Source organism: Verrucomicrobium sp. BvORR034 (assembly GCF_000739635.1).
Classification (GTDB): Bacteria; Verrucomicrobiota; Verrucomicrobiia; order Verrucomicrobiales; family Verrucomicrobiaceae; genus Verrucomicrobium.
This window is the reverse complement of sequence record NZ_BATQ01000125.1, coordinates 96044-120244: the sequence shown is the minus strand read 5'-3', so window position 1 is coordinate 120244 and position 24201 is coordinate 96044. Positions and strand designations below refer to the sequence as shown.

The 24201-nt window shown below is 59.8% G+C and carries 33 protein-coding genes; 28 read left to right on the top strand and 5 right to left on the bottom strand.

Features of this window, described 5'->3' with window-relative positions; translation table 11 throughout:
* Nucleotides 1–62: 62 nt before the first annotated feature.
* The 4 genes from BV034_RS21010 to BV034_RS20995 form a co-directional block, all read right to left on the bottom strand.
* Nucleotides 63–296, bottom strand: a complete 234-nt coding sequence (locus tag BV034_RS21010; protein WP_050028940.1) for a hypothetical protein — start codon at nucleotides 294–296, stop codon at nucleotides 63–65.
* Nucleotides 297–417: 121 nt separating this feature from the next.
* Complete coding sequence (locus BV034_RS21005) at nucleotides 418–1230, bottom strand: hypothetical protein (protein WP_050028939.1); 813 nt, start codon at nucleotides 1228–1230, stop codon at nucleotides 418–420.
* 635 nt (nucleotides 1231–1865) lie between these two features.
* On the bottom strand, nucleotides 1866–2240 hold the full coding sequence (locus tag BV034_RS21000; protein WP_050028938.1) for a hypothetical protein: 375 nt from the start codon (nucleotides 2238–2240) through the stop codon (nucleotides 1866–1868).
* A complete protein-coding gene (locus BV034_RS20995) occupies nucleotides 2237–2542 on the bottom strand; it encodes a hypothetical protein (protein WP_050028937.1) in 306 nt (101 codons plus the stop codon). Before BV034_RS20995 ends, BV034_RS21000 begins: the two co-directional genes overlap by 4 nt.
* Nucleotides 2543–2976: 434 nt before the next feature.
* Here BV034_RS20995 and BV034_RS20990 point away from each other — a divergent pair, with 434 nt between their 5' ends.
* The 11 genes from BV034_RS20990 (at nucleotide 2977) to BV034_RS20940 (ending at nucleotide 8664) form a co-directional block, all read left to right on the top strand.
* Nucleotides 2977–3579 (top strand): hypothetical protein, encoded by a 603-nt coding sequence (locus BV034_RS20990; RefSeq protein WP_050028936.1) that lies wholly within the window; start codon nucleotides 2977–2979, stop codon nucleotides 3577–3579.
* Between the two features lie 38 nt (nucleotides 3580–3617).
* Entirely contained in the window at nucleotides 3618–3905 is a 288-nt protein-coding gene (locus tag BV034_RS20985; RefSeq protein WP_050028935.1) for a hypothetical protein, read from the top strand.
* A gap of 43 nt (nucleotides 3906–3948) precedes the next feature.
* Nucleotides 3949–4203: an acyl carrier protein gene (gene acpP / locus BV034_RS20980; protein ID WP_063768849.1), complete on the top strand. Its 255-nt coding sequence runs from the start codon at nucleotides 3949–3951 to the stop codon at nucleotides 4201–4203.
* A gap of 30 nt (nucleotides 4204–4233) precedes the next feature.
* Nucleotides 4234–4521 carry a hypothetical protein gene (locus BV034_RS20975; RefSeq protein ID WP_265593268.1) on the top strand — a complete coding sequence of 96 codons (288 nt, stop codon included), beginning with the start codon at nucleotides 4234–4236 and terminating at the stop codon, nucleotides 4519–4521.
* Nucleotides 4518–4952, top strand: coding sequence for a hypothetical protein (locus BV034_RS20970; RefSeq protein WP_265593267.1), 435 nt, complete (start codon nucleotides 4518–4520; stop codon nucleotides 4950–4952). The genes BV034_RS20975 and BV034_RS20970 overlap by 4 nt, the downstream gene beginning before the upstream one ends.
* 76 nt (nucleotides 4953–5028) lie before the next feature.
* Entirely contained in the window at nucleotides 5029–5454 is a 426-nt protein-coding gene (locus BV034_RS20965) for a hypothetical protein (RefSeq protein WP_050028932.1), read from the top strand.
* Between the two features lie 38 nt (nucleotides 5455–5492).
* Nucleotides 5493–5699 (top strand): hypothetical protein, encoded by a 207-nt coding sequence (locus tag BV034_RS20960; RefSeq protein ID WP_050028931.1) that lies wholly within the window; start codon nucleotides 5493–5495, stop codon nucleotides 5697–5699.
* On the top strand, nucleotides 5696–5971 hold the full coding sequence (locus BV034_RS20955; protein WP_050028930.1) for a hypothetical protein: 276 nt from the start codon (nucleotides 5696–5698) through the stop codon (nucleotides 5969–5971). The genes BV034_RS20960 and BV034_RS20955 overlap by 4 nt, the downstream gene beginning before the upstream one ends.
* A 106-nt stretch (nucleotides 5972–6077) precedes the next feature.
* Nucleotides 6078–6284, top strand: coding sequence for a hypothetical protein (locus tag BV034_RS20950; protein ID WP_050028929.1), 207 nt, complete (start codon nucleotides 6078–6080; stop codon nucleotides 6282–6284).
* Nucleotides 6285–6309: 25 nt separating this feature from the next.
* Nucleotides 6310–8052, top strand: coding sequence for a phage portal protein (locus BV034_RS20945; RefSeq protein ID WP_050028928.1), 1743 nt, complete (start codon nucleotides 6310–6312; stop codon nucleotides 8050–8052).
* Nucleotides 8053–8169: 117 nt separating this feature from the next.
* The gene (locus BV034_RS20940; RefSeq protein ID WP_050028927.1) at nucleotides 8170–8664 is read left to right on the top strand and encodes a hypothetical protein; all 495 of its coding nucleotides are present in this window, start codon (nucleotides 8170–8172) and stop codon (nucleotides 8662–8664) included.
* A 25-nt stretch (nucleotides 8665–8689) separates the two neighbouring features.
* Here BV034_RS20940 and BV034_RS20935 read toward each other — a convergent pair whose 3' ends face one another.
* Nucleotides 8690–9658, bottom strand: coding sequence for a nucleoside 2-deoxyribosyltransferase (locus BV034_RS20935; protein ID WP_265593266.1), 969 nt, complete (start codon nucleotides 9656–9658; stop codon nucleotides 8690–8692).
* Between BV034_RS20935 and BV034_RS20930 the strand changes: the two genes are divergently transcribed.
* The 17 genes from BV034_RS20930 (at nucleotide 9650) to BV034_RS20835 (ending at nucleotide 24193) form a co-directional block, all read left to right on the top strand.
* A complete protein-coding gene (locus tag BV034_RS20930; protein ID WP_050028925.1) occupies nucleotides 9650–10177 on the top strand; it encodes a matrixin family metalloprotease in 528 nt (175 codons plus the stop codon). The genes BV034_RS20935 and BV034_RS20930 overlap by 9 nt on opposite strands.
* Nucleotides 10174–10797: an alpha/beta hydrolase gene (locus tag BV034_RS20925; protein WP_050028924.1), complete on the top strand. Its 624-nt coding sequence runs from the start codon at nucleotides 10174–10176 to the stop codon at nucleotides 10795–10797. The genes BV034_RS20930 and BV034_RS20925 overlap by 4 nt, the downstream gene beginning before the upstream one ends.
* A gap of 15 nt (nucleotides 10798–10812) precedes the next feature.
* Nucleotides 10813–13488, top strand: coding sequence for a hypothetical protein (locus BV034_RS20920; RefSeq protein ID WP_050028923.1), 2676 nt, complete (start codon nucleotides 10813–10815; stop codon nucleotides 13486–13488).
* 810 nt (nucleotides 13489–14298) lie between these two features.
* Nucleotides 14299–15228 carry a non-homologous end-joining DNA ligase gene (gene ligD, locus BV034_RS20910; protein WP_081887990.1) on the top strand — a complete coding sequence of 310 codons (930 nt, stop codon included), beginning with the start codon at nucleotides 14299–14301 and terminating at the stop codon, nucleotides 15226–15228.
* A 25-nt stretch (nucleotides 15229–15253) separates the two neighbouring features.
* Nucleotides 15254–15844 (top strand): hypothetical protein, encoded by a 591-nt coding sequence (locus tag BV034_RS20905; protein WP_265593264.1) that lies wholly within the window; start codon nucleotides 15254–15256, stop codon nucleotides 15842–15844.
* Nucleotides 15845–16063: 219 nt separating this feature from the next.
* Entirely contained in the window at nucleotides 16064–16738 is a 675-nt protein-coding gene (locus tag BV034_RS20895) for a hypothetical protein (protein WP_050028918.1), read from the top strand.
* Nucleotides 16739–17135: 397 nt separating this feature from the next.
* Entirely contained in the window at nucleotides 17136–18314 is a 1179-nt protein-coding gene (locus BV034_RS20885; protein ID WP_050028916.1) for a hypothetical protein, read from the top strand.
* A gap of 65 nt (nucleotides 18315–18379) precedes the next feature.
* Complete coding sequence (locus tag BV034_RS20880; protein ID WP_050028915.1) at nucleotides 18380–18745, top strand: hypothetical protein; 366 nt, start codon at nucleotides 18380–18382, stop codon at nucleotides 18743–18745.
* A 58-nt stretch (nucleotides 18746–18803) separates the two neighbouring features.
* Nucleotides 18804–19775 (top strand): hypothetical protein, encoded by a 972-nt coding sequence (locus tag BV034_RS20875; RefSeq protein ID WP_050028914.1) that lies wholly within the window; start codon nucleotides 18804–18806, stop codon nucleotides 19773–19775.
* 133 nt (nucleotides 19776–19908) lie between these two features.
* Nucleotides 19909–20571: a hypothetical protein gene (locus BV034_RS20870; protein WP_050028913.1), complete on the top strand. Its 663-nt coding sequence runs from the start codon at nucleotides 19909–19911 to the stop codon at nucleotides 20569–20571.
* 43 nt (nucleotides 20572–20614) lie between these two features.
* A complete protein-coding gene (locus BV034_RS20865; RefSeq protein ID WP_050028912.1) occupies nucleotides 20615–20875 on the top strand; it encodes a hypothetical protein in 261 nt (86 codons plus the stop codon).
* Between the two features lie 36 nt (nucleotides 20876–20911).
* Nucleotides 20912–21745, top strand: coding sequence for a hypothetical protein (locus BV034_RS20860; protein WP_050028911.1), 834 nt, complete (start codon nucleotides 20912–20914; stop codon nucleotides 21743–21745).
* A 21-nt stretch (nucleotides 21746–21766) separates the two neighbouring features.
* Entirely contained in the window at nucleotides 21767–22183 is a 417-nt protein-coding gene (locus tag BV034_RS20855; RefSeq protein ID WP_050028910.1) for a hypothetical protein, read from the top strand.
* Between the two features lie 78 nt (nucleotides 22184–22261).
* Complete coding sequence (locus BV034_RS20850; protein WP_050028909.1) at nucleotides 22262–22597, top strand: hypothetical protein; 336 nt, start codon at nucleotides 22262–22264, stop codon at nucleotides 22595–22597.
* 17 nt (nucleotides 22598–22614) lie between these two features.
* Nucleotides 22615–23082 (top strand): hypothetical protein, encoded by a 468-nt coding sequence (locus BV034_RS20845; RefSeq protein ID WP_265593263.1) that lies wholly within the window; start codon nucleotides 22615–22617, stop codon nucleotides 23080–23082.
* 28 nt (nucleotides 23083–23110) lie between these two features.
* Nucleotides 23111–23509, top strand: coding sequence for a hypothetical protein (locus tag BV034_RS20840; protein ID WP_265593262.1), 399 nt, complete (start codon nucleotides 23111–23113; stop codon nucleotides 23507–23509).
* Between the two features lie 9 nt (nucleotides 23510–23518).
* Complete coding sequence (locus tag BV034_RS20835) at nucleotides 23519–24193, top strand: hypothetical protein (RefSeq protein WP_050028906.1); 675 nt, start codon at nucleotides 23519–23521, stop codon at nucleotides 24191–24193.
* The last annotated feature ends 8 nt before the right edge of the window (nucleotides 24194–24201 follow it).

Here is a 24201-nt window from a genome sequence, read left to right as displayed (position 1 = left end):
ATGGGGCGCGGCCTGGGTGGGTTGGGGTTCAGTCCTTTTGGTTGGCTTTGGGGGACAGGCATTTACCAGCGGGCGTAGGCGAGGCGCCAGGGATCCGCCAGGGTGGCACTGCGACGGCGCGTGGTGGCCTCGCGGCTGGTGGAGTAGAATTGCTGGGTCAGAGACTTGCTCTGCGGGGCTTTTCCAGACCGGCGGAGCATGACGTCCTCAAAGTACTCCCCGTGAGTCAGGACGGGGCGGGAACTGCGCGGCGTGCGTTGCCGACGGGAACGGGGAGGAGAGACTGCAGTGGTCATACATGTATCAGGATATGGGCATAGTTCCGCCCTGGGGTGGGCTCGCCCGGGATTTCTGGGTGGCTACAGAAAGTCGCAAAAAGAAGCGGCCCCAACGTCAGGGTGCCGCTCTTTTGGCGAGTTAGGCCGCTTTGGCCATTTCCGCCGGAGTGATGATGGCGGCGAAGGAATCAGGAGAATTCACGGCACGGGCGAGGTTCGCGCGCACCATATCCAGTTGTTTGGGGGTCAGACCCGCGCAAGCTTCCCGCACGACGTCCAGAATGCGCGTGGTGGCTTCTGGCGCGGACTTGCAGGGGGCGGGAGCGGGGGCGGCTGCCGCAGTGGCAGGAGCGGGCGCGTCAGCGATGGATACCACGTTGGACGGCGTAGTTTCGCCCGCCGTATCTTCCGTGGTGGTGGCGCTATCGGACGGGGTTTCAGTTTCTGATTCCGGCGGGGTGCTGGGAGTGGGGGCCACGTTTGCGGCATCTTGAGCGCGTTCCAGCACCGTATCCACCCATCCATTGCCGTACTTCGTGACGGTCAGGTATTTGTGGATTGCCTCCCGGGCTTTGGGATTCTTTGCCCCAATCGAAAGCGCCTTGTCCAGCGTGACCGCTTGCCGATAGGTCAGATCATCATAGCGGGATTCCTCAAGCATGGGAGAGCCGTCTTTGCGAGTTTCCCCAATGCAGAGAATGCAGAACACGCGTTCATGCGGGGCGGCATTGTCCACACAAGAGGTTGCGGCACCCATTTTAGTGGCCGCCTCCCGCGCTTTGGCGAGGGGGGCACCGTCCTTTTCAGTGGCCACCAGTTTGGAACGGTGGCGGAGTTTCCCGATAATTGGGAGAATTTTGGCGGATTCCGCAATGATGCGGGAGAGTTCGGCCGCGACTGCGGCACCATCCATGGCACTGATTTCTTTCCAAGCGGTGGCGGTGGAGTTCATGATGGCGAGGGGCTGAGTTCTACACGTATCAGGCACTTGGCATAGACTCCCGCGCCACGCACCTGCGGGGCTTTTAACGTGAGAGCCAAAAGCACTGACAAGGATAGTATTGCATATAGTGTAAAGTAAGCAAGTGGGTTTGCATAAAATGGCGGACTTTTTTCTGCCTCCTACAAGTGAAAGGGGCCTGTAAACATACTTATGAATAAGTATGCATACGTTGATTCATAGAACCATTTTCCGAAACTCCAGCCGTGGGTTGGGGGTGTGCTACGGTGACTTTCGAGCTGCCCTCGCCTTTTTTCCAATCGCCCGACGTTCTTCTTTGGTCAGTGTTGAAGCGCGTGCAGTTCCTCCTTGGGAAGCACGGGACTTTTTTGTTTCTGTAGACACGTGCTTACGACCGTCGGACTCGGGTTGTACTACCGGGCATCCCGCTTCCAGCCAGGCGTTTACCGTAGCAACGAATGCTCCCCTGGGCTCATGGCCCTGACCGAGCATCTTGTGCAATTTAGTGTTCACAGAGGTGGGTTTGACTCCCAGTCGATGAGCAAGCCAACGTGCAATGCCGAACTTGTTGCCGGTCGAGTCCACCGCGGCCTTGACCTTTAGAAGCCACGCCGAAAAATCGTCTGTCATTTTCCAAGTTTGAAGATGGATTCAAGTACCTCTTCCCAGAGGTTCAGTAGTAATTTATCCCGCTCATCAAGAGCAGTCACATGTTCGCTGTCACCGCCTTCTCGAACTTTCGCACGGGTGGAAGCTAAAGCCTTTCTCCTGGCCTGAATGTCCTCACTGAGCGTGCTTAGCTCTCTGGCAGTATGAGCGACTTCCCGGCGTCTCCGAAGGTCCTCAAGTATAGAGACAGTTTCCTGTCTCACGTAGTTGGCCATATTGCTCGGCGGTGGACTTGTTTCGACCTTGGTTGGTTGAGGATACCTCAGGCCGATCCAAAAGCCTGTGACAGAAAGCAGGATGGCAGCAACAACGATGGAGGTGGATAGTTTCATGGGCGCGATGCTCCCATTGCCTGCAGCACCTCGTCTGGTGTCCGGTCATCGAGCTGGGCGGCCAGGGCAGGGGAGGCTTGGGTTTCAATATTCTCCAAGGTGATGGCAAGCTGCGTGGCGACCTGGGTCTCAAACTGTTCTTCCAGCCGCGTGTGCCGGGCGTCCATATCCTCCTGGCTGGTCGCGCCCCGGGCGGCGGCGAGCTGCAGCACCCACTCTCGCAGGACGCGAACTTCCACCAGCAGCCGCTGATTCTCTCGCATCAGGAAGGCTTCGGTCTCGGTGGGAGTGGGAGTACTCATGGTGCAACGGAAACTGTATCGAATTCGATAGAGACGTCAACGACGCTTAAGGATCTCGAGGGAGTGGGTATCTGGCGGACGCGTCGGTGAAATTTGCCGATTGACCGGAGGATCCGATTCCCGAATATCCGGTTCATGGCTGAGATCATTTGTCCTGAATGCAAAATGCCTTTTGATTCCAACAACCAGGAGGCCATCGTAACAAAAGTTGCAGCTGCAGCCGCCGCAGGGGCTGCCGGGGCTTGGTTCGGGTCCGGTGTGGGATTGGCGGGTGGTCCGTTGGGCGCAATCGCGGGGACGATTCCCGGAGCGATCTTTGGCGGCGTGGTTGGGCTCTGCGCTGTAGATCAGTTCAGACGGTGTCCAGCATGCAATCAAGTATTCAAAACGTAGTGCGCATCACTTAAGCGACGGTTGACATACGGGGAGGGGGCATGAGCGCCATGCTGCCACCAGCCCGCCCCCGCATCTCCAGCGCCGAACTGGAGGCCTTGATCGCCCCGTACGGGATCGACCGGGGGCTTCACCCACTGCTGGTGGTGGGGCAGCGCGCCTACTACAACCAGATGGGTGGTCCGGGAAACAACCGGGGCATCTACGATGATGCGATCTCCTTGATCACCCCCAACGTCACGGCGACGTACAACGGCAACGTGGATCCCAGTGCGGCCAACCGCACGGGGCTGGCAAGTCTGAAGCCTGGTCTCTACCACTCCTACAGGTTCGACAAACACAAGGGAGAGTACATGGCCATCTGCCAGCGGGCCGGGGAGGTGATCGTCCAACGGGACAACACCGCCCATATGAAGCTGGGCAAGCATCCGGACTATGGCTACCACCTGGGGGAAGGCTACTGGCGGGGATGGTTCGGCATCAACCTCCACAGAGGGGGTGTGAACACCACCAGCTCCTTGGGATGCCAGACTATCCCGCCGGAGCAATGGGACGGATTCATCGCGCTGGCAACGGGTGAGGCAAAACGTCTGTTCGGTGACGAGTGGAAGGCACGGACCATTCCCTATCTGCTGATTGGCTAAATCAACGCCTGACACTCCGCGCCTCTTACCCGCCCATCATGAGCACTGTCGACTGGATTGAGATTTACAACGATTACTCCGATGCTGAGCTGACTGCGGAGATTGCTGAGTTGAGGAAGCGCGTGCGCGGTGGCTACACGAGCCAGACCTCTGGCGGCAAATCGTATAGCAAGGACCTCAATATTCTGACCGCCCAGTTGAGAGGGGCGACCCGCATCAAGAATCAGCGGGCCCGTGGTAGCCGCGGCCGTGGGGACTTCCTTGGAGTCGCCGACTTTTCTGGCGGTGTGGACGGGTCAGTCCGCAATGACATGGGCCCCTGCTGACCAGCCGCTTTTTGAGACAACGTCCACCATCATTTCTTCCCTTATGAGCGACACCACCACCACCCTCACCAAACTGACCGCCATCCTGAGCCATGTGCTGATGGGAGAGCCTGGCTTCCAGGTTACTCTGGAAACGAGGCTCTCCGAGGACCTCGACGTTGACTCTCTGGACAGGACGGAGTTGGTGATGGCGGTGGAGGAGGAGTGGGGAGTCGATCTCCCGGATGAAGACGCCGACAAGCTCAAGACCGTCGGGGACCTGGTGAAGTACATCGACGAGGCCGTCGATGCTGGCTGATCCACTGGAGGCGATACGAGGAATCAACATATGAAAACACTCCCTTTGCTCATGCTGGCTGGCGGCCTTTGCTGCCTGATGTCCTCCTGTAAAGCCATCCACAAGTGGACGGCTCCGAAGTCTCAGGCCGTGCAAGCCGTCCAGATTCCCCCAGCGATCGGAACTCCGGTCACGACCTCTGGAGGACCGGTCACCCAGTCCGTCATTTTTCAGGGTGATCCTTTCGAGCTCGCGCTGAGCGAGGCGGGACGCAATCTCTTCAGCGCCTCCCGCAATCAGGGCATGAATTTTGCACCCAAAGGAGGATCTGAACAATGAAGCGCTTCCTTCTACAGGGCGCTCTTGCCTGCGTATTGTTGATAAGTGCCACGAGCTGCGTGTATGGCCCGTCCGTGACTCGGACGAAGGGTAAGACCTATCACGCATCTTCTGGTGGGGCGCTCTTCGCAGAACGTGAGGGCGTGGTGGTGGAAGTCATCACCCAGGAGGGAGACGTGATCCGCTACATGGTGAACAAGGAGGACGCGGACAACGTCGCCGGTACCGTGGCGAACTACAAGGGCTTGGGGCTCCTCTCAGGCATTGCTGCCAAGCAGGATGGCGTGCGCGTGCTGAGTGGGGAGCGGGTGGAACTCGGCAAGCAGAAGGTGCAGATGAACAAGGACACGCTGAACGCAGGGTTGCTCGAAGGCGCGGTCAAAGGAGGGGCACCGGTGGCCCCCTTGACGCTGAAGCAACCCGGCAGCTGATCCCGGCTTCTACCCCAGAGTTTTCCCTCATGAGTCGTGACCGAGAAGACAACTACGTGCAGCAGCACGCACAAAGATGAGCGAGCAAAAAACCAGCAAGAAAAACGGCGGAGCGGCCAGCGGCAGCAAAGGGGATGGGCAGCAACTGTCTCTCACCTCGGAATCAAACAACCAGGCAGCTGCGGAGGTGAAAGGTGCAGACGATCCATCACCGCCCTCGCCTCTCCCGTTTCCCAGCCCGTCCCAGCATTTTACGATCTGGACGGAGGGGGAGACGGTGCCAGCCGCCGTTGTTCAAACCACGCGTGTGCGGATCAATGACCGCGCCCGCAGTTGGCGAGGGTACACGGGGCGGGTCGTCCTTGATCCCGCCGTGTTGGACCAGTCCAAGCCCGCTGCTCCGATCCTGCAGGAGTCCGTGCTGGTAACGTTGGAAGAAAGCGGGATGACCACCTACCAGAAGGTGGGACATCTGGATCTCATCACCGAGGCTGCTGCTTGAGGGAGTTTGAGGCGGTACCCTGTGCCGCGCAGCGGGCTATGTTGGAGAGTCTGGGCTTTCGGCTGCATGACTCGCACCCCGACTACGGACGTTGCACCTGGATGGGACCGCATGAAGTAACTTTCGACCTGGAATCTGCGGCCGTGCCGCAACTGCCACAACTGATGGCTGAAATTATCGATATCGCAAAAAAGTCCGGAAAACACGCCGCTCAAAAGGCGATGCAGAACGCCCTGGGATTATGACGACTGCCAAGAACGAGATCAAAGCTTCCAATGCACCCCGTGCCCAGCGGCCCTCACCGCTGCGGGATGCCGTCGTGGCGTTGCTCGCTGAGCGTGGGGAAATGCGGGCTGATGATGTGGTTAAGGAAATCACCGCCAATGCAGGCCTCAGCCCCGAGGAACTGAAGAAGAAGTGCAACGTGATCCGCGTGATGATGTGCCAGGGTGCCTATGCCGGTTATTGGAAACGGATTGAGAAAGGGGTCTATGCTCCTCTCTCTCTCCGGTCATAACACATTATGTTGCACTAAGGTTGTACGTAGATTCTGTATCCTGAATAAATGAAGTGCAAAAAGAGGTCATTGGTCCAGAATTTGTTGCAAAAAAGGAAGGCGGACCATGAGCATCTATCGTGTGAGGCGCGTTGGCAACCGGGGCAAAAAGCCTCAGGTGAATGGCAGGAAGGTGGTGTGGGATGACCGGACTCGGGATGCCACGTGTGCGGCACTTACAGCATTTTGTGACAGTCTGGCAGAGGAATCCTGTCCGCTGCTGAGACAGATGGCAGCGAGCGCAGAGCGGGACATTCGCGACCTCTCTGGTTAGGTAGGTGACAGAGGGCGGAGGGGGAATGTCCTCCGACCGCTCTTCCTCCTTGAACCTCTTTGACCGGGTTCTGGGATACTTTGCGCCCAAGCAGGCGCTTACGAACCTGATCTCCCGGCAACACCTGACGGAGTTCGGGTATCATGCCGTCAGTGCGAAACACTCCCGCGGCGGCAGCGGGGGGCTTTTCCACAACGCATCGCCCAACACGATGCGCATGGAGCAGGAGCGCATCAAGCTGGTCTGGGAAGCGCGGGACCAGGAGCTCAACATTCCCTTCACCCGGGGTGTGTTGAACCGTGTCGCCCACTTTGCCGTGCCGCGATTGCGGTACCAGGGACTGACCGGGGACAAGGTGATCAATCAGGTCTACGAGGACTTTATTGAGGAAAAGGCGAAAAAGGCCGACATGACCAACCGCCATGGCCTCGATAAGCTGGCAGAGCTGGGATATCGCGGGAAGTGGCGGGATGGGGACTCGGGCTTCGTGCTCTCAGAGGATGCTGGAGACTTGCGTCTGCAGAGCTTTGAGGCCGACCAAATTGGGGACGTGCTGCGCGCCCAGAGCAGCAGTGAGAATGAGATCGGTGGGGTGGTGATCAATGATCTCAAGCAGCCGGTGCACTACCGGTTGTATGAGAGAACGAGGACAAACCAATACAACCACAAGGAGGATGTAGCAGCCTCTCGGTTCATCCACTTGTGGGACGCCTTTCGTCTGGGGCAGTATCGGGGCCACTCGCCGCTGGCGACGGTGATGCCGTCCATCCGTGATCTGTACGAGGTGTTCCAGTACGACATGCTGGGCATCAAGTACGCGGCAAGCTTTGCAGGGTTCATCAAGACCTCGAACCCATACAACCAGCACGGGGCAGACGCCTGGGACGGGAAGGATGCTACCACGGGGCTGCACTTCATGAAAGCGCGGGACGCGCAGATCGTGAAGCTTCCGGATGGGACGGAGTTCCAAGCCGCCCCCACCACGCAGCGGCCGAGCGGTGCTTTCCTGAACTTTGTGCAAGTGAAGATCCGCGAGATCGCCCTGGGGCTGGACCTGCCCTATTCCTTTCTGTGGGATCTGGCGGCGTTTGGCGGGGTGACCGCCCGGCTGGAAACGAGGTATGCGGACCACCGCTTTGACTACGACAGGAAGTTTATTGAGACCCAGATGCTGGACCGGTGGAAAGACGGTGTGCTGCGTCGTGGTATTGCCAATGGCGAGATCCCGCCGCACAAACACTACAAACGGGGCAAGTGGAACTGGGGCCCCCGCATCAGTTCTGATATACTCAATGATACCCAGGCCCGCGTCATCGCCATCCAGAATGGTCTGACCACAGCCACGGATGAGATCGAGCGCAACGGCGGCGACTTCGAGCAGCTTACACGGACCCAGGCGCAAGAGGTCAAGATCAAGCAGGCGGTCTCCAAGGAGACCGAGGTGCCGATAGAGCTCCTGGACCAGAGCAAGCAGCAGCCCACCGCTCTGTTGGCGGCGATGAATGAGCGGGGTAGCCCAGATGCGATGCCCCCTGACCCCAATGACCCGGCCCCAGGTGCGCCCCCACCGCCTGCAGGGCTGATGGCCTCCTATGACCCCAAAGCCATCCGGCCCATGCTGGACCTGCTCAAGCAATACAACCTGGGCCAGGTGACCTACGACCAGACCCTCGGCACACTGATGGCCTGGTATGGCATTTCCTACGAAGAGGCTGCGTCCATGGTGCCGGCGAGCCAGACGGCCTCCACCACGACGCCAGAAGAGTAATCCCAACCCCATGATGACATGTCTGCTTCCATCACACACCGCTCGTTGCCCGTCCTCCCAGGTCGCCGGGCTCCTCATTGCCCTTGCCCACCTGAATCCCGACACTCCCACGCTGCCATGACCACTACTGCCTTCTTCATCACCGTTGCCGCTGCGATGGCAGTGTACTCCACTGGCCCCCTGGCTGGCTATCTGTCGCCTACGTTGGGACAGTCGGAAATGGCCAAGGAAATCGCCCGAGAGATCGTGAGCGCCAAAGAGAACGTCATGATGTGGAGCACCATGCCTCTGGCGGGCGCACTGCTGGCCAGTGCGATGGCCTTTGCACTCAACCGGCGCAGTGAGCAGCTCAAGCTGGTGTTTGGCAGGGCGATCGGGGCGATCGTCATGGGAGTGGTGGGCCCCAGGATTGGCACTTACGCCCACCCCTGGATCAAGGAGTTGTCTCTTGATCCCATTGTCGTGTGCGGGGCGGGGTTCGCCTTTGGTCTCGCCGGGTATGCCCTGGCGGCCGCGGTGGTGGACAAGTTCTTCAAAAAGGCTCCGGCCATTGCGGAGAACGCCATCAACGATGTCGCAGAGCGGGCACGCTTCGGGAAGGGGGAAGGTTGATTCTCAGCAGGCATTGCTGGGAAACTTAAGCTTTCAAGAAATCCAACGGGTCTGGTACATTTACTGCATAAAATCGGAGTGTTTGATCACGAACTCCCGTGGATGTATATAGTCTAAAATCGACCAACTTATCCTCTTTTGGCCAGCCCGAATGGTGGTGAAGATCTAGTTCAAAGTTGTATGTCTCTTCGGGGAAAAGCCTTGGGACTTCCTTATGGCGGAATAGCAGGTCCCCGTTTGGCAGGGTCAAGTAATTGTTGATTTCTTTGTCCTCTGCCCAAATTGTAGTTAGGATGCAAACTAGACTCACTGAGTTTCTCTTCACAAGAAACCCTGCCTTGCTTTCGCCGTGCTCGTGAATCCTGCCGGAGTTGTTTTGCAGTGAGACAATTATTGTCCTATTGTGCGGAGGCAACGGGTAGTCGATGACAGGTTTGTTTCGCATTCCGTTGATCCAGATATCCAATCCGTCGCTAGCTGAGATGGATGGTGCCGACTTGTTGAGCAAGAGTGACTTAATTTTTTTGCCCAGTTGCGTCTTTAGTTCACTTATGCTGTCTCCATTGTCTCCATAGATGATGTGCGGGAAGTGTTTTAAATCGAAAGGAATGTCCTCAGCTCTTTGAGTGAGGAGGATTACCCGTTTGCCGAGTGCGTGCGCATAGCCAACTTCATAGAAGACGTTGGGGTTTTTTCCCGTCATGTCCGCAATAACAAAATCGGCCTTTGAGATCTGGTTGTAGATCCGATCCAAAATGCGTTCGTGGTAATCTTGTTCATCCACTCGCTCACAATACACTCTGGTTGCCTTGCAGGCCTCCTTGATGCCAAGGCGGTAGATGTCGTTGAAAGATTTATCGAACGGCATCAGGACAAAGCTGAAGACCTTTGGTTGGGTGGTGGCGGGCGCTCGCATATCAGCATGCTTGGGAGGGGTTGCACTTAGGTCAAGCTCTTCTTGCAGGGTGACATCCGCCGAGAGGCTATGACCCATCCCGGACTTCCCACTCTTTGCCTGCGTACCAGCCATCTGGCCCGCGACCTCGAAACTCCATGGCGCAACACCTTTCTTCGTGCCGTTGAAAGCTGGGGGCTGGAGACGCGACCGCAGAGCCGTGCGAGTCACTTCATCGATGTAGTGCTCGATGACGTGAGCCACCGGGTGGCTCGTGGGCAAACTGAGACCGTTTTGGGGTTTGCAGAGCAGCTCAAGTCCCACGGCCAGCAGCGGTGGCGCATCGTGATGAGTGACCAGGTGGCCTGGAATCCCTCGTCTCGCAAAGTGGGGTGGTGGGACGGGATTCGACGGTCCTTCTTCCCGGGCCAGCGGTTCGATCTCCTGACCATTGCCATCCACGAAGTAGGGCATGTGCTGGGCTTGCCGCATGTGAGCCAGGAGCAGGATTTCAAGTCTGCCATGCTCACCCACCCGGAAGATTCCGGGCTGATCAATGCCCCCTCCCGGCAGGATCTGCAGCGGCTCGCGGATCTGTACCGGAAGGAGGACGCATGAAGCGGCGGGTGGTGGTGATGGTGAACGGCATCATGACGGTACCGGGAAACAGCCGCAACTGGACGGGTCGAGGAGTCACCTGGACACACCTGTGGTCACCGGCAGTCTCGCAACATGGCTGCCAGCTGGTGGCAGAACGCCTGGAGTACTTCTCCGGCCCTCTGTTGAGCCGGGCGCTCGGACAGAAGGACCGGGCGCAGAAGCTGCAGCGCATGCTGGAGTTTTACTACAAGCAGGACTGGGAGGTCACCTTGGTGGGCCACTCGAACGGATGCGACGTCATCCTGGATACCCTGGCCGCCATGGGCTGGCCCCGGGTGCGGGATCTGCACCTGGTGTCGGCGGCTTGCGAGTCCGACTTCGCAAAGAATGGGCTCAACGCAGCCGGGGACCGGATCGGGTCGATTCACGTCTATGTCGCGGATGCGGATTGGGCGTTGTGGCTGGCGGGATCCTGGGTCGGCAAACTGCTGGGGTACGGTACTCTGGGCCGACAGGGACCGGTGGGACACAACCGGGTGGTGAACGTGATCCACCGCCCGTTTGGACATTCGGAATGGTTCTCAGACAGCTATCTCGATGAGACGATGTCCCGCATCATCGGCGCTGAGGTGGGGTGACAAAGCGGGAGGGGAATGGTTACCACTCCCTCTCCCCAACCCCCGCTCGTCAATACTCTCGTCACTGCGGGCCGTAAGGCCTGGCGAAAGCATGGCAAGGCTGCCCTGGTAGGGGCGGCCGCTGGCGCGGCTGGAATCGTCGCTGGGAAGGCCATGACCGACAGGAAGTCCGACCGGAACTGGAACCGCGGCAAGTCCCGCCTCAAGAACGCGCTTGTTACCGGTACCGGCGGTGGATTTCTTGGGGGCATGCTGTATGCGGGCAAGAGTGGCTTCCGAGGGGCACGGGTGGGTACGGCCATCGGTGCTGCAGCGGGGGCGCTCATGGATCCCAAGAAGCGTACGACCACCGGTGCAACGGTGGCCAGCGGTGGGGACTGGCACTTTGAAGTGCTGCCTCCGGAGGGAGGGGAAGCGAAAATCAGAGACCGCGTGGCCATCGCCAAGGATGCGGTGAGCATCGGTGCCGGGGTGGGGGGCATCCTGGCAGTGCGGCGGGTGGCGAAGAAAGCCAATGAGACTCTGGGGGAGGTGAAACCCTGGTTGCAGCGCACCTGGGAACGGGATGTGAAGCCCGTGGGAGCCAAGATCCAAGGCACCGCCGACCAGGTCAGCCAGACAGCCAAGAAGCTGGCGGCCGACGTGGGGGAGACGACCCGCAACATCAACAGCGTGGCCAAGCCTGTGGGACGCAAGCTGGAGAAGGCCGCCCGCCGTGAGGGTACCATGAAGCGGTGGCGGGAGCGTGCCGCACAACCCTCAAGGCTGGGCAGCAAACCCGGGACTCGTTTCCTGGGCAAGAAACTGCCGGCAGTGATGGGCACGGGATGGAAGTCGAGGCTGGCCCGCGTTGCCACGGCACCCGGGCGCTGGATCGGCAAATCCATGATGCTGCAGGCGGCAGGTGCCACGACCGGGTTCGATGAAAAGAAGACTGGTGCCGCTGCTGCTGCCGGGGGCGGAGCTCTGGCGGGAGCCGCTGCTGGAGGCCTCTATCTGCCCGGACGTGCTGTTGCGGCTGGAGAGGATCTGACCGGGAAACGAGTCGTGCGGCGCACGAAGTGGCCTTTCATCCAGCACGAGGGGATCGGTGTAGGTGATAAGAAGGTGGCGGAGGTGTTTCACCGCGGGCTCTCCCGCAATACGCCGTCCCGCACCCATGTGATTCCCCAGAACCAATGGCCCAAGGGGCAGACTTGGAAAGTGTTGGATGGCAAGCCCTCCAAGCGAGCGGCAACCCGCGCGATGAAGGGCACTGGCAAGCCCTGGAACTATTGCCTGCTCACCAACAATTGCCAGCATTGGACCGAGCATGCCCGCACAGGTACCCGACCCGTCGTGAGCCGCCAATTGCGCCAAGTAGGCGCGGGCGCCCTGGCAGGAGCGGTGCTGACCGGGGTGGCGGCAAAAGGCCTGCAGATGGCTCGTGACCGCAAGAAGAGCAAGGAAACAACTGCCGAGATGGGAGACCGGAGCAGGACCACGAGGTTTGCTGTCCGCACGGATGAACCCACGGTGGGCAGGAGCGCTCTGCAGGGGGCCGCTGCAGGAGCTGCAGGTGGTGCGGCCGTAGGTGCTGCCAATGCGCTGCGCAAGCTGCCAGAGGAGGGCCAGGCCAAAGCCGGGAAACTGCTGAGGGTGGCGGGAGATCGCATGGGTGGGGCGACCCGTCATGAACGGTGGACCGCCATCAAAAAGGTGGCGAGGATCGCTGGGAGAGAAATCAAGAAGCACCCCAAGACCGTATTGACGGGGGCGGCCACTCTTGGGCTGCTGCAGGGCGCGGCATCTGGGTTGAGCTCCTGGAGGCAAAAGCGAAAGAAGGAGGTCACCGGCGAGCCTGTCCAATTCGCCCGGGGTGAGTACCTCGATGCCCAGGGACGGCACGTCTCTGCGTGGGATGTGATGACCGGCAACAAGCAGGCCTATGGCACCAAGATGGACGGCCGCGGGAAGCGCAGCGTGGATATCAGTGTGCCCAAGGATGCGTCCCTCCTGGATGCGGCCAGCGCCGTGCACGGCCAGGCCAAGGCGGTGACCCGCTGGGGCGGGCGGGCCACGGGAATGGTCAAGGATGCCGGTGACGTCATCAGAGGCAAGCCCAGGGGGCGCGATGCCTCTGGTCGGCCGGTGAAACGGGAATGGGAGAAGCCCTGGTTTGCCCGCCATGCCAAGGAGCTGGCCACGACTGCCGCCCTCGTGGGCAGTGGCGTGTTGTACAAGCGCAACCCGGTGGTGCGAAAGCACGTCAATGCGGTGACTGAGAACGTGAAGAACAGGGCAAGGCATTGGCAGAACCAGGTGGGCCTCTCAAGGCTGGATGGCCTGTTCGAACGAGTGACGGCCCTGATGGTGGGAGGCGGGTCCCCCGTGTATCAGTTTGACGAGGTGGCGGCCGAAGCGGGGTGGGATGTGCGGGATCCCCGGGGGAAATCTGCCCGGGTGTTTGCCCCAGGATCTCGCTCCAGGCAACGCAGGGAGAAAGAGTGGTATGAAGAAGTGGGCAACGAGCGCAAGCTCTGGGGGGCTGGTGTGGCTACCGCAGGGGTGCTGGGTGCGGGCTTGGCCACTCTGGTGGCCAAGAAGAAACCGGGCTGGCTCGGTCTTAGAAAAGCTCCCGCCATGCCAGTGGTGCGACGACCGCGGCAAGTAGGAAATGTGGTGAGAGGGGCATTTCGCAAAACTGTTTAGCACTGTTCATGTGAATAGTGGTTGGCAGTTCGGGTGCCCCGTGTTACCCGAACTGCCATGTGCAATCGATACTGGGTCCGGGGAGACAAGTCGGAAGTGACGAAGGTCCTTCCCGATCTGGATTTCCGTGTGGACTACGGCGTCCGGTACAATGTTGCCCCCGGTCATTCTGCGCCCATCATCCGCCGTGCAGGTGTCGGGTCACTCACCTTGGACAACCTGGCCTGGGGAATCCCGGAGAAAACTGTTGTGGACCCCACGGCTGGTCCCACGGTCAGTCTGAAGCATCACGAGGCAGCCACACGCATCGGGCACCGGACAGCCTACCTTTATCGCCGCTGTCTGATACCGACGAATGGGTTCTTCATCTGGCAGCAAGCCACGCCAACCTGCAGGGTTCCTTGGCTTTTGAGCTACCCTGGTGAATCACTGATGATGCTGGCCGGCCTTTGGGAACCGCATTCAGAAATCGGGGATACTTTCGCGATTCTCACCGGTCCACCGCCCAACCGAGCTATTTGGGTGGGCTATCAGTTTCCCGTATTGCTGCCGCCTTGCGCTTGGAGGTCCTGGCTGGATCCGGACTGCCCTTTCAGTGAACTAGCAGCACGGATGCACAGCGGTGTTCATCGGCCCAATCGTGACCTCCAGCAGTGGAGAGTTACCTCCAGGGTGGAGTCCCCGGAATTCCAAGACCCAGCGGCGGTGATTCCCATTCCAGCGAGGCAGGAACTCGGTTGAACGATTCGACTATCCCGCCAAGCTGATGGTAAACGAGCGGCAGATTGGACCTGTCGATTTAGGTATGCCATGTCCTCGCGCCATTCTACTGCTGCAACTGAGCCGATGCTATGTAAGCTGGTCCCTGAGCTTCCAGAGGGGCCTGAATGGGAATATGAAATAAAGTGGGACGGCTACAGGATGATTGGCGAAAAATCGCCCCGGGGAGCTCGCCTGACCTCTCGCAACGACAAGATCTTGACTCGGTCATTTCCAGGAGTTGCCGAGGGTCTGGCTGAACTGAAGTGCATTTCTGCCACGGTGGATGGTGAGGTGGTGGCTCTCAACGAAGAGGGCCGCCCAGATTTTCAACTGCTACAGTCTCATCGTTCAAAGACCCCAGAGTTGCGCTTCATGCTCTTCGATCTTTTGATTCTCAACGGCCAAGACCTGACAGAGTTCCCTCTGGAGGCCCGCCGCCAAGCTCTGCAAAAAATCCTGCCCAAGTCTTCTGACGTGATTGGTTTCAGCAGGGAATTGCACGGTTCCGTGGCTTCTCTGATGCAGCAAGCCCGGGAACTCGGTCTGGAAGGCATCGTCGCAAAGGCCAGAGACAGTCACTATGAAGCGGGCGAGCGGTCTGGCATGTGGCTAAAGTGGAAAGCTGAACGGAAGGACGAGTTCATTGTGGGCGGCTACGTCCCGAATGGTCGGAGTTTTGATGAGCTCATTATTGGCCAGCGTTCCGGCCGAAAGCTGAAATATGTGAGCAGTGTGCGGGCCGGCTTCACGCCTGTGCAGAAGGCGAGGGTGATGGATTCGATACGCCACCTGGTAATGCCCGCCTGCCCCTTCAGTGATTTGCCTGAGACTGGACCGTCCCGATGGGGTCGCAGTCTCGACGAGGAGAAAATGCTGGAATGCAGGTGGGTGAAGCCGAGGACGAAGGTGGAGATTGCCTTCGTGGAGTGGACAGCGGGCCATAAGCTCAGGCATTCACGGTTTCTGAAGCTGCTGTGATTGACACGGCGTGTGGCTCAACGCCATGAACGCCACCGCCCTGCTGACCCAGTTCTCCGAGCTCGATGCCGAGCTCGACAAGGCCCTCACGAAGTTCGCCCGTGAAGAGGAGGACGATCAAGGTGCTGTCACCCCCGGCAAAGTTGCCGGCGCGGCTGCCGTCGGTGGGGCGGCCTATGGGGTCCACCGCGGGGTCATGAAAGCCGGGCAAAGTGCCGGACCGCTGCCCCCCGGGCTCTCTGGGGTGCGTCAGGCGTACAAACAGGCAGGTGGGGCGGTGGCAGATCTGGGCAGCAACGTGAAACACTCCTGGCAGAACCCCCGGGAAAAGTGGATGCCCCCCCAGTCCCGGAAAAAGGCCATGAAGTTTGGCCCGCCCACCAAAGATGCCCTGGCGGCGGCCACCAAGAGCCGGGTGATCAAGGATCCCACTTCCATGCAGAAGGCCAAGGCGGCCGGTGCGGCCGTTCGCACAGGGCTCAAGAAGATCGTGAAGATGTTCTACCACCACGATCCAAGTGTTGCCAATGCCACCCAGTTCGATCTGGCGGCGGAGGTGACCAGCCTGGAGGCTGAGCTTGACCAGGCGTTGACGAAATTCAGCGCCAAGGGCTAATGAACGCGCCTGACCCTGGCGAGCTCATCGCCGCCCTGCGAGCTCTCAATGAGTTGCAGAGTAAGCGGTACCCGAATGGGTGTTTGATCGTCTGCACGCATCCTCTGATCACGCGAGACGCCGCTGGCAAGGTGACATCGATCCAGCACTTCCAGCTGCGCCTTGAACCCAAACCATGACAGGAGTTTCCTGAAACTGCCGGTCAGTTCTTTTTTCACTATGAGCACCCTTGCCGCCACCGCCCTCGCCGAGATCACCGGCCTACTTACCTCGTTTGAGAAACTCGATCTGGGGGAGAAATATGGAGAGGTGGGCTGCTACACGCCACCCAAGCCCCAGGACAAATACTACCCGAGCGTGTACATCAGCAGCAAGGGGGACGGCAAAGACTTCACGAAGATCCCACGCAAGGGCAAGGCCACCGTAGAGTATCGGGTGCGGGAGAGGACCGTGCGCGAGGATGAAGAAGGGGAGAAGAGGCACAACCTCACGCTGGAGATCAGGTCCTTTGAGCCGACAGAAGAAGCCAAACCTGCGGACAAAGCGGCCGCAGTGAAAGCGGAAATGCTGCAGGCCATGGATCAGTTGACGCAGCTGGCCGCGCCCTTAGGTGAGCGTGGCCGGGACGGGGCGGGGAGGTTTGTGGGCAATGAAACGGGCGGCGCGGATCCCCAGACCATGAAACAAGCCTATGGAGAGCCCAAAAAGAAGAGCGGTCTCCTGGGGCCGGGGCTTGCCGCGGCGGCCTTGGCCGGTGGCGCTATTGCCGGAGTGCGCAAGATTCGGCGCAACTGGGGTGGCCCAGGTGTGCCCATGATGGACTCGCTCAAGGCGGCGGGTTCACACGCCAAGTCGAGCCTGCGTAAGGCGTGGGCCGAGCGGCAGGTGGTGTGAGGCCGAAGCGGCGTGGGTAGGGTTTTGTTTGGCGCCTAGCTTCGCCCGTGGATCCTATTCACCTCTTCATCGAAAAGGGCCGGTTTGGCACTAAGGGTGCTGATACTCAATTCCAGGTGGCACGATCCATCTTCGTGAGTCTGGAGCGACTTTACGCTACTTGCCAGCAGTCCTGCTTCTTCAAGCAGTTTGACTGCATTGCGGAAAGCATCTTCGACAGGCGATAAGAATTGTCGGGAGCTCATGCGTCATGGTCCCACAAGGCGGCAAATACGTCAACAAGGAGGGGCGAAGGGCCTGGCTCAAGCCAAGGAAGGTGAGGTCGTCCACATGGGCCACACTTTCCTCTCCGAAATGAGCAGCAGATGTGGGCGATTGACAAGGCCAGCGGGGACGTATGAACGACCCGCAAGAAGGCCAGGAGTTTACGTTTGAGGTGCTTGATGCCGGCGTCGGGCTCGGCGTTGATGAAATCAACTGCATCATCCGCAATGTCTCGATGATCACCGGCAATCTAGTGGCCAAGGGACACGATCTGGAGGTGGACAACACCACGCTGAAGCAGATCTACGACTGCGCGAAGGCGAGTGGCCAGGTGCCGGTGAAGCTCAATCACGGCAGCGGTATTGAGGCCGTCAACGGGTACCTTAACAACTTCCGCCGTGATGGCGACAAAGTTCGGGCAGACTGGAACTTGCTCAAGACTCATGACAAGACCCCGCAGCTTTTGGAGCTCGCGACAAGGCAGCCAAAGACCGTGGGTCTGAGTGTCACGTTCCGAGGAGCTCCCGAGCTGAAGGGGACCAAAAAGCACGCGAGGTGCACGGAGCTGGTGTCCACTGATCTGGTGCCCCATCCCGCCGCCAATCCGGACGGCATGTTCTCCGAGGGCGTTGACAGCCGGGGCAGGGGAAGTATGCCCGACACCGCCCCTCCTGCCGCCGCCGCAACCGCGAAGCCCGGTGCTCCTGCCGATCCGCTCCAAGTCATCCTTGCCAAGCTGGAAGGGATGGAAGAGCGCATGACCGCCATCGAAAGCTTCTGTCAGCAAGTGGACGAGCACCTCAGTGAAGTGAGTGGAGCTCCCGCTCCCGGCGGCGAAGACGACGACGAACCCGAAGAAATGGGTGTCGGGGCTGGCGACATCATCACCCAGTTGGAGGCCTATTTCTCCGGCAAGGTGACGGAAATGGAGGAAGCCCAACAGGCGCAACAGGTGCAGCACGCCTTCTCTGTGCTCCGTGCGAAGCAGGAGCAGCTCGTCACCTCCCTGGAGGAGAAGCAGGCTGAGATCACCGCCCTGAACGAACTGGTGAAGGAATACCGTGCGGCCGCTCCCATGAAGCCGGTGAATGCCGGTGGTGGCGACACTACGATGTTCTCGGCTGCAACCGCCCCTGCCGAGAACCTCACAGAATTCCAGCAGATGGTGCGCACTGAGATGACCGAGCTGAGTACCAAGAGCCCGGAAATGCTGGAGGCCACCCGCCGGACCACCGCAATCAAGAAGGTGATGTCCTCCCATCCTGGAGTGTACGAAAAGCACCTCAAACAGCTCGGTGCCAATCAGAGCTAGTCTTTCGTTTTCTTAGGTAGTTTCAAGAAACCTCACCGCATTTTCAGCCAAGTTTTCCCGCCACGATGAATACCAACGCCATCCTTTCTCTTCCTGCCGAAGAAGACATCGAAAACTATCTGCGCGTCAAGGCGGGCGTGGCTGGCGGCCTTGTGGTCGCCGACGCAGCCGATGCTGCCGAGGTGCTCGGCCACAATATCGGGGGTCCAGTGGATTCTGATCAGCGAGGTCGCAACATTGTGGCCATGCAGAAGAAGAACGTCGGCATTCACTACGCTGTCGCGGCCGGGGAAATCACCCTCGCCAGTCCAAAGATCAAGGGGGCCGACAACGGCAGAGTGCAGGCTCATGGCGGCGCTGGTACGGCCGAGGGGGTAGCCCTCCAGCCAGCGAGCGGTGCCGGCCAGATCATCCAGGTCATGTACTTCTAACCCATCTCCCCAGTAGTTATTTCCCACTCCTGAAGCCAGTTTCCTTTTCCAGCCCCATATGTACTCCTCCACTGCAGCCTCTCCCCGTCCCGAAATCTCCGCCTTCCTGGAGGAGTCGAGCGCGTCCGAACAGGGGCTGATTGCCCAGCAGGTCATGCCTGTGGTGGACCAGCCAACGCGCAACGGCAGCTACCCACGCATCCGCCGTGGGAAGGGTGAGCTGATGAAGATCAACTCCACCAAGCGTGCCCAGGACGGTTCCTACAACGAAGGCCAGCGCGCGATCGAATGGGACACGTACGACTGCGCGGAGTATGGCTGGGAAGAACGCATCGATGACTCCCGCAAGGTGGAGCTGGAGCGCTTCTTCGACATGGAAGTGCTCACGGCCAAGCTAAACAAGCGCACGCTCCTTTTCGATTACGAGAAGCGCGTGGCCGATCTCTTTGGCAACCCCGGTACCGTAGGCGTGACCGCCGTGCCCGCCACGGTGGCCTACACGGAGGCGAACCTGGCCAACATCGACTTCCCCAAGGATGTGCAGGCCGCCCAACAACGCCTGGAGAAGAAGGGCATCATCGCCAACACGATGTGGATGAACCGGGAAATCTTCAACCTTCTGCGCCGCTCCTCCAAGCTGCAGGGCTTCCTCTTCAGCCAGCTGGGCCAGGGCGTGTACAAGATCATCAATGCCGAGGACCTTGTGAAACCCTTTGGCATCAAGAACATCATTGTGGCTGGCGGAGCCTACGACTCTGCCACCAAGGATGTGGACGGTACCTTCAACGGCACCTACTTCTGGAGCAATGCCTACATCTGGCTGGCGGACATCCAGGGTGGCAGCTTTGAAGCCGGTGGCGCGGGACGCACCATCACCTGGGGTGCCGACTGCCCCGGGGGTCTCTTCACCACCGAGACCTACCGCGATGAGCGCCGCCGCGGCGACATGATCCGCACCCGGACCCACACCGCTGAGAAGATCGTGGACAGCGGTGCGATCGAGATGATCACGACAGGTTTCGTGCCATAGACCCTGAAACTTGCACAGGAGTTGGCGCGGTTCAAAACGGGGGTTTTGAATAAACGGCATGGGTCGCGAGACCTGTGCCGTTTTTCTTTTACGTAGTGAACCCCCCGGGATCGTTGACAACCCGGGCGTGGCTATGCTTACGCCGTTGCCGATCGCCCGCTTTTCCGGAACCCATGCGGCCAGGCCGGCTGCAAACCTCGCTGTGGGTGCCCGGTTCTTTGAAACCGACACGCTGGACGTCTTCTTCAGCACTGGCACGACCTGGATCCAGACAGGCGTCTGCAGCCGGGTAGAGGCAAACGGTTTCTCCAGCGGCAATCTCTCCGCCCGTCCGGCGGCCGCCACCTGCCTGGGCTACCTCTACCAGGACGAGAATGGTGTGGTCTACGAAGCCTTCCCCGGTGGCTGGGCGACGGTGACGTTGGCCGAGACGCCCAACCAGGGCTTGCCAGCACCGTCGGTGGTCGTCGCCAACACCGGGACGCCCGACGGCAATGCCACCATCACCATCCAGGCGCTGGACGCGCTGGGCAACAACCTGACCAGGCGTTGCCTGTTGCGAGTCTGGCTCTCTGCCACCGCCTACGGCGCCCCCACTGACCTGGGCACGCTCACGGCCACCACGGGGATCCTGCTGAAGGAGGATACCGATGATGCCCTGGCCACGGTGGCCACGGATGCGACCGGCAAAGCGGTTCTGGTGCTGGACACCACCGCTGATGGCAATGTGCACGCCATGGCCTCCATCGTGGGGGTTCTGGCCACGGGCAATGCCGCGATCACCGGCAATGCCTGATAAAGTTTAGTCAACGCAAATAGAAACCAACACACCGAAATCCATGGGAGACATCAATGATCTGTTGCAGGGGGCGAATGGCGTCCAGAACGTAAGTGACAACGCCCTCGTGGAGGGGGACTTCTTCGCCGTTCAGGTCGTGGGCAGTGTGCCTGTGACCTTTGAGCAGTTCGAGGAAGTCAACGCCAGCGGTGCCCTGACTGGTGTGGCCCACGCTCCTGGCACCATCATCATCAACGGCAGGGGCATTACCAAGCTCAAGAGATCCGGCGAATCGGGCATGTACCGTGCCTACCGGCGTTGATGGTCTGTTCTGCTCAAACTTTCACTCTTGTTGCGTATGCGTCTTGGATTTGGTCTGGATCTTGCCACCGTAAAGTTTCCTCTAACTACCGCTGATCCGCCAGCGCCCTTCGTGGGGCCGCTGGACCAGTGGCAGGATGACTTCCGGTACGCCTTTGCCTTCGGGCATCGGCTGTTCAGTTCTGTGACCCCTTCATGGCGCATCCGCAGGAGCAGTGACAGTGCGGTGGAAGATTTCACCACCGATGCTGTTACCGGCAGGTGGGGCAGTGACGTTCTTGCCTTCCTCAATGGCGGGGTGGGCACCGTCGTGAACGGTCTGGACCAAGCCGGAGGCCTGTTTCCTGAACAGGCCACTGCAGCAAACCAGCCTGAAATAGGACGATCTGGCACCCTCCAGGCCTTTGGCAATGGCTACGGCGTCACATCGTCCGGAGACTGGCTTGTGGCGACGCTGTCCCCGCTCATTCTGATCCCACAGCCCATCACCCTCTTTGCGGTCCTCAATGTGACCTCTGGTACCAATGGAGGTGGTCCCATTGCCTTCAGCGCTGGGAGTTCGGGGGTAGTGATGTCCTCATCGAAATGGGCGGTGCGGCTCAACAGCACCGCGGTCGATACTGGAGTGACCGTTACTACGGGAGCCAATCAAATCCTCCGGGTCGTGTTTGACGGAGCGAACAGCCACCTCTCCATCAACAATGGGACGCCCACGACATTCGCGCTTGGCACCGGTACCATCACGGTCAACGGTGTCTTGTTCGGTCGAGGGACATCGGCAGCTCTGAACGGGAAGTGGGCCTTTGCTGGGGTGATGGATGGTCGCTGGGATGATGGTTCCATTGAAGCTGCCCTGGGCTCCATCTGGTAAGGTTGACATGCGGCGGCGAGCATGGCCGATATCGCACTCACCGCCGCCAATGTTCTCAAAAGCTCCGCTGGAAACCAGACCCAGGGTACCGCAGGGGAGGCCATCGCGGCCGGGGACACTCTCTGCAAGAACACGACCGATCAGAAGCTCTACAAGGCAGACGGCAACGATGCGACGAAAAAGGATGTCGCGGGGGTAGCCCTGAACACCGCTGGGGCAGGTCAGCCTCTTTTCTACGTCCTTGAAGATGTGGACCTCGTCCTGGGGGCGCATGGCGTCCCGGTGGGCACAGTGATTGTTCAGAGCGCCACGCCCGGGAAAATGTGCCCGGCAGAAGACCTGGCAGCAGGAAACTACACTACGGTGTTGGGTGTGATCAAAACCGCCACGACCATGGCGTTGCGCCCCGTCGGAGGTGGGGTGGCCGTTCCGGCGTAAGGTTGCGGAGGACAGGTGTTTTTCAATTTCTCGGGCTGCTCCAGTGCATGGGGCAGCCCTTTTTGCAGGAGGGATATCATGAGTGACTTTGACGATGCTTTTGACCAGGCGGCCGAAGATGGGAATGAGGAAATGGGGGAGAAGCTGACGATCAATGGTGTGCCAGATGTCCTGGGCACTGTCTCTGATCGTGGTTTCTCCACTGCGCTGAGCCAGACGATCGGCGGCAAGACTGAGCTGCCTGACTTCGATGTGTACCTCTCCCTTTCGGCCGTGCGGCAGTGCAACCCTGAGAAGGGGCACAAGGTGCTGCGTCAGAAGAAAGGCATCGTGGGAAGGGTGATGCTGGTCCAGGATCTGGGTGGGGCGGGAGTGATGTTGACGTGCGGTCCGGTACAAACCCGTGACGTGTGACGGGAACGCCCAATACCATGAGTGACCTGTTTCAGATCAAAGAGCGGCTGGCAAAAGTGTTCGTGAGCGAGCTCACTGTACGCGTGCCAGGTACCACGTTCGTCGCGGGCCGGCGCAGTACTGCAGACACCGGCGTCGTGGGTGTGGTGAAGGTGGACCGAGTGGATGAGATAGCCCCCGACACCGGCGTGTACAATGGGGAGGTGGCGATCATCCTCCTGCGCAACATGGATGAGAAGCCACCTGCCGGCACGACCAACGAGGGCCTGCAAAGCAAATTGGCGGCCGATGTTGAGAAGGCGCTCAACCAGATTCCCCGACCTGGGGTTGATGATGAAACCGGCATCGTGCTCAACGGGTGGGTCATTGAAGACATAGCCGAAGCGAGCGACGGCCAGGACTATGCGGACATCGTGTTCCTCAAAGTAGGCTGCCAGTTGCTGGAGAAACGGGGCGAACCCGACGTGCAGCACCCAGTGGGGTGACTCTGACCGTTGACAGATGGAGGCTTGCATGGCCGTCCGTCAATATGGTTCCCAGTCGTACAAGTTCGGGTTCAACGATCCTGCAGCGCTGGCCATTGCCAGCAGCATCGGCATCCAGCCCCAGTCGCTGACGATTGACGCTGAGCCCGAGTTCGAGGCTGAAGGTAAGAACCTCTACGCGGAGACCGAAGCCTATGCCCGTGGTTCCGCCAAGCGTACTTTTACCATGGAAGGGTACATCATGGATGCGATCCTCTTCGAAAACGTGTTGGATGGCAATGCCTCTGCCACGTTCGTCTTTCGCGGTAAGGTGTACATCGTGAAGGGCGGGAAGCAGACCGTGAAAAACAACGAGTTCCAGATGGGTGAAACCACTGGCGTGAGCTTCCCGAAGATCACCGACCAGACGGGTACGGCGCTCAACTGATGATTCGCTGTGGAATCCTGGTCTGGCCTGGATGAGGCTCTCGCCGTCTGGCTGGGGGCTGCCGAGTTCAAGTGTCTAGGGCGCCGTTTGGTGCCCTTTTCCCTTTGGCACCGGGAACTGCTGCGCCTTGCAGGGCATCCGCTGCTGGCTGAGGAGCCCATGGACTTTGCGCAGCTGGAACTGGCGGTGCGGCTCTGTAGTGTGCCGGGATCCCAAGCGGGCAAGGTCCTTCGTCAGAAAGCCACTTGGTGGCGCCGGTGGAGTTTTGCACTGAGAGCGGTCTGGTGGAGCAGGAAGCTCCCGGCAGAAGAGGCCGCGTTCCAGGCCTATCTGAATGCCTGTTGCACGATGCCTGACGTCATGGCCACTGGTGGGGAGGCTGGCAAGGAGCGGGTGACTCCCGGGCTTTTGACCGTGCTGTCTTACCTCTCCAGCCAGGGATTTGATTCCAAGGTCGTCGGCAGTGAATGGCCTGCGGGCCTGGTGGACTGGATGTACCTCACCAGCCTCAGTGCTACTGCAGATGTGAAGTTTCTCACCGACGAAGACCGTGAGTTCCAGGAAGGTCTGCGGGCGATGCGGGCGATGCAGGAGCAGCGCGAGAAGGAGAAACGGCAGCGTGAGCGTGAGGAAGGCCGGCCGCGTGCTGTGAGGCTCCTGCGTGAAGCATTGGGCAGGGAATAGCCGACGCG

What these genes read in the sequence shown, in the direction of transcription:
- BV034_RS20850 (WP_050028909.1), top strand. Translation starts at nt 22,262, where the DNA reads ATGAGTGACTTTGACGATGCTTTTGACCAGGCGGCCGAAGATGGGAAT.
- BV034_RS20905 (WP_265593264.1), top strand. Translation starts at nt 15,254, where the DNA reads ATGAACGCCACCGCCCTGCTGACCCAGTTCTCCGAGCTCGATGCCGAG.
- BV034_RS20965 (WP_050028932.1), top strand. Translation starts at nt 5,029, where the DNA reads ATGAGCGAGCAAAAAACCAGCAAGAAAAACGGCGGAGCGGCCAGCGGC.
- BV034_RS20960 (WP_050028931.1), top strand. Translation starts at nt 5,493, where the DNA reads ATGTTGGAGAGTCTGGGCTTTCGGCTGCATGACTCGCACCCCGACTAC.
- BV034_RS20920 (WP_050028923.1), top strand. Translation starts at nt 10,813, where the DNA reads ATGGTTACCACTCCCTCTCCCCAACCCCCGCTCGTCAATACTCTCGTC.
- BV034_RS20870 (WP_050028913.1), top strand. Translation starts at nt 19,909, where the DNA reads ATGCTTACGCCGTTGCCGATCGCCCGCTTTTCCGGAACCCATGCGGCC.
- BV034_RS20930 (WP_050028925.1), top strand. Translation starts at nt 9,650, where the DNA reads ATGACCCATCCCGGACTTCCCACTCTTTGCCTGCGTACCAGCCATCTG.
- acpP (WP_063768849.1), top strand. Translation starts at nt 3,949, where the DNA reads ATGAGCGACACCACCACCACCCTCACCAAACTGACCGCCATCCTGAGC.
- BV034_RS20975 (WP_265593268.1), top strand. Translation starts at nt 4,234, where the DNA reads ATGAAAACACTCCCTTTGCTCATGCTGGCTGGCGGCCTTTGCTGCCTG.
- BV034_RS20995 (WP_050028937.1), bottom strand. Translation starts at nt 2,542, where the DNA reads ATGAGTACTCCCACTCCCACCGAGACCGAAGCCTTCCTGATGCGAGAG.
- BV034_RS20970 (WP_265593267.1), top strand. Translation starts at nt 4,518, where the DNA reads ATGAAGCGCTTCCTTCTACAGGGCGCTCTTGCCTGCGTATTGTTGATA.
- BV034_RS20865 (WP_050028912.1), top strand. Translation starts at nt 20,615, where the DNA reads ATGGGAGACATCAATGATCTGTTGCAGGGGGCGAATGGCGTCCAGAAC.
- BV034_RS20990 (WP_050028936.1), top strand. Translation starts at nt 2,977, where the DNA reads ATGAGCGCCATGCTGCCACCAGCCCGCCCCCGCATCTCCAGCGCCGAA.
- BV034_RS20925 (WP_050028924.1), top strand. Translation starts at nt 10,174, where the DNA reads ATGAAGCGGCGGGTGGTGGTGATGGTGAACGGCATCATGACGGTACCG.
- BV034_RS20940 (WP_050028927.1), top strand. Translation starts at nt 8,170, where the DNA reads ATGACCACTACTGCCTTCTTCATCACCGTTGCCGCTGCGATGGCAGTG.
- BV034_RS20895 (WP_050028918.1), top strand. Translation starts at nt 16,064, where the DNA reads ATGAGCACCCTTGCCGCCACCGCCCTCGCCGAGATCACCGGCCTACTT.
- BV034_RS20845 (WP_265593263.1), top strand. Translation starts at nt 22,615, where the DNA reads ATGAGTGACCTGTTTCAGATCAAAGAGCGGCTGGCAAAAGTGTTCGTG.
- BV034_RS20885 (WP_050028916.1), top strand. Translation starts at nt 17,136, where the DNA reads ATGAACGACCCGCAAGAAGGCCAGGAGTTTACGTTTGAGGTGCTTGAT.
- BV034_RS20880 (WP_050028915.1), top strand. Translation starts at nt 18,380, where the DNA reads ATGAATACCAACGCCATCCTTTCTCTTCCTGCCGAAGAAGACATCGAA.
- BV034_RS21000 (WP_050028938.1), bottom strand. Translation starts at nt 2,240, where the DNA reads ATGAAACTATCCACCTCCATCGTTGTTGCTGCCATCCTGCTTTCTGTC.
- ligD (WP_081887990.1), top strand. Translation starts at nt 14,299, where the DNA reads ATGTCCTCGCGCCATTCTACTGCTGCAACTGAGCCGATGCTATGTAAG.
- BV034_RS20950 (WP_050028929.1), top strand. Translation starts at nt 6,078, where the DNA reads ATGAGCATCTATCGTGTGAGGCGCGTTGGCAACCGGGGCAAAAAGCCT.
- BV034_RS20945 (WP_050028928.1), top strand. Translation starts at nt 6,310, where the DNA reads ATGTCCTCCGACCGCTCTTCCTCCTTGAACCTCTTTGACCGGGTTCTG.
- BV034_RS20935 (WP_265593266.1), bottom strand. Translation starts at nt 9,658, where the DNA reads ATGGGTCATAGCCTCTCGGCGGATGTCACCCTGCAAGAAGAGCTTGAC.
- BV034_RS20985 (WP_050028935.1), top strand. Translation starts at nt 3,618, where the DNA reads ATGAGCACTGTCGACTGGATTGAGATTTACAACGATTACTCCGATGCT.
- BV034_RS20955 (WP_050028930.1), top strand. Translation starts at nt 5,696, where the DNA reads ATGACGACTGCCAAGAACGAGATCAAAGCTTCCAATGCACCCCGTGCC.
- BV034_RS20875 (WP_050028914.1), top strand. Translation starts at nt 18,804, where the DNA reads ATGTACTCCTCCACTGCAGCCTCTCCCCGTCCCGAAATCTCCGCCTTC.
- BV034_RS21010 (WP_050028940.1), bottom strand. Translation starts at nt 296, where the DNA reads ATGACCACTGCAGTCTCTCCTCCCCGTTCCCGTCGGCAACGCACGCCG.
- BV034_RS20855 (WP_050028910.1), top strand. Translation starts at nt 21,767, where the DNA reads ATGGCCGATATCGCACTCACCGCCGCCAATGTTCTCAAAAGCTCCGCT.
- BV034_RS20860 (WP_050028911.1), top strand. Translation starts at nt 20,912, where the DNA reads ATGCGTCTTGGATTTGGTCTGGATCTTGCCACCGTAAAGTTTCCTCTA.
- BV034_RS21005 (WP_050028939.1), bottom strand. Translation starts at nt 1,230, where the DNA reads ATGAACTCCACCGCCACCGCTTGGAAAGAAATCAGTGCCATGGATGGT.
- BV034_RS20840 (WP_265593262.1), top strand. Translation starts at nt 23,111, where the DNA reads ATGGCCGTCCGTCAATATGGTTCCCAGTCGTACAAGTTCGGGTTCAAC.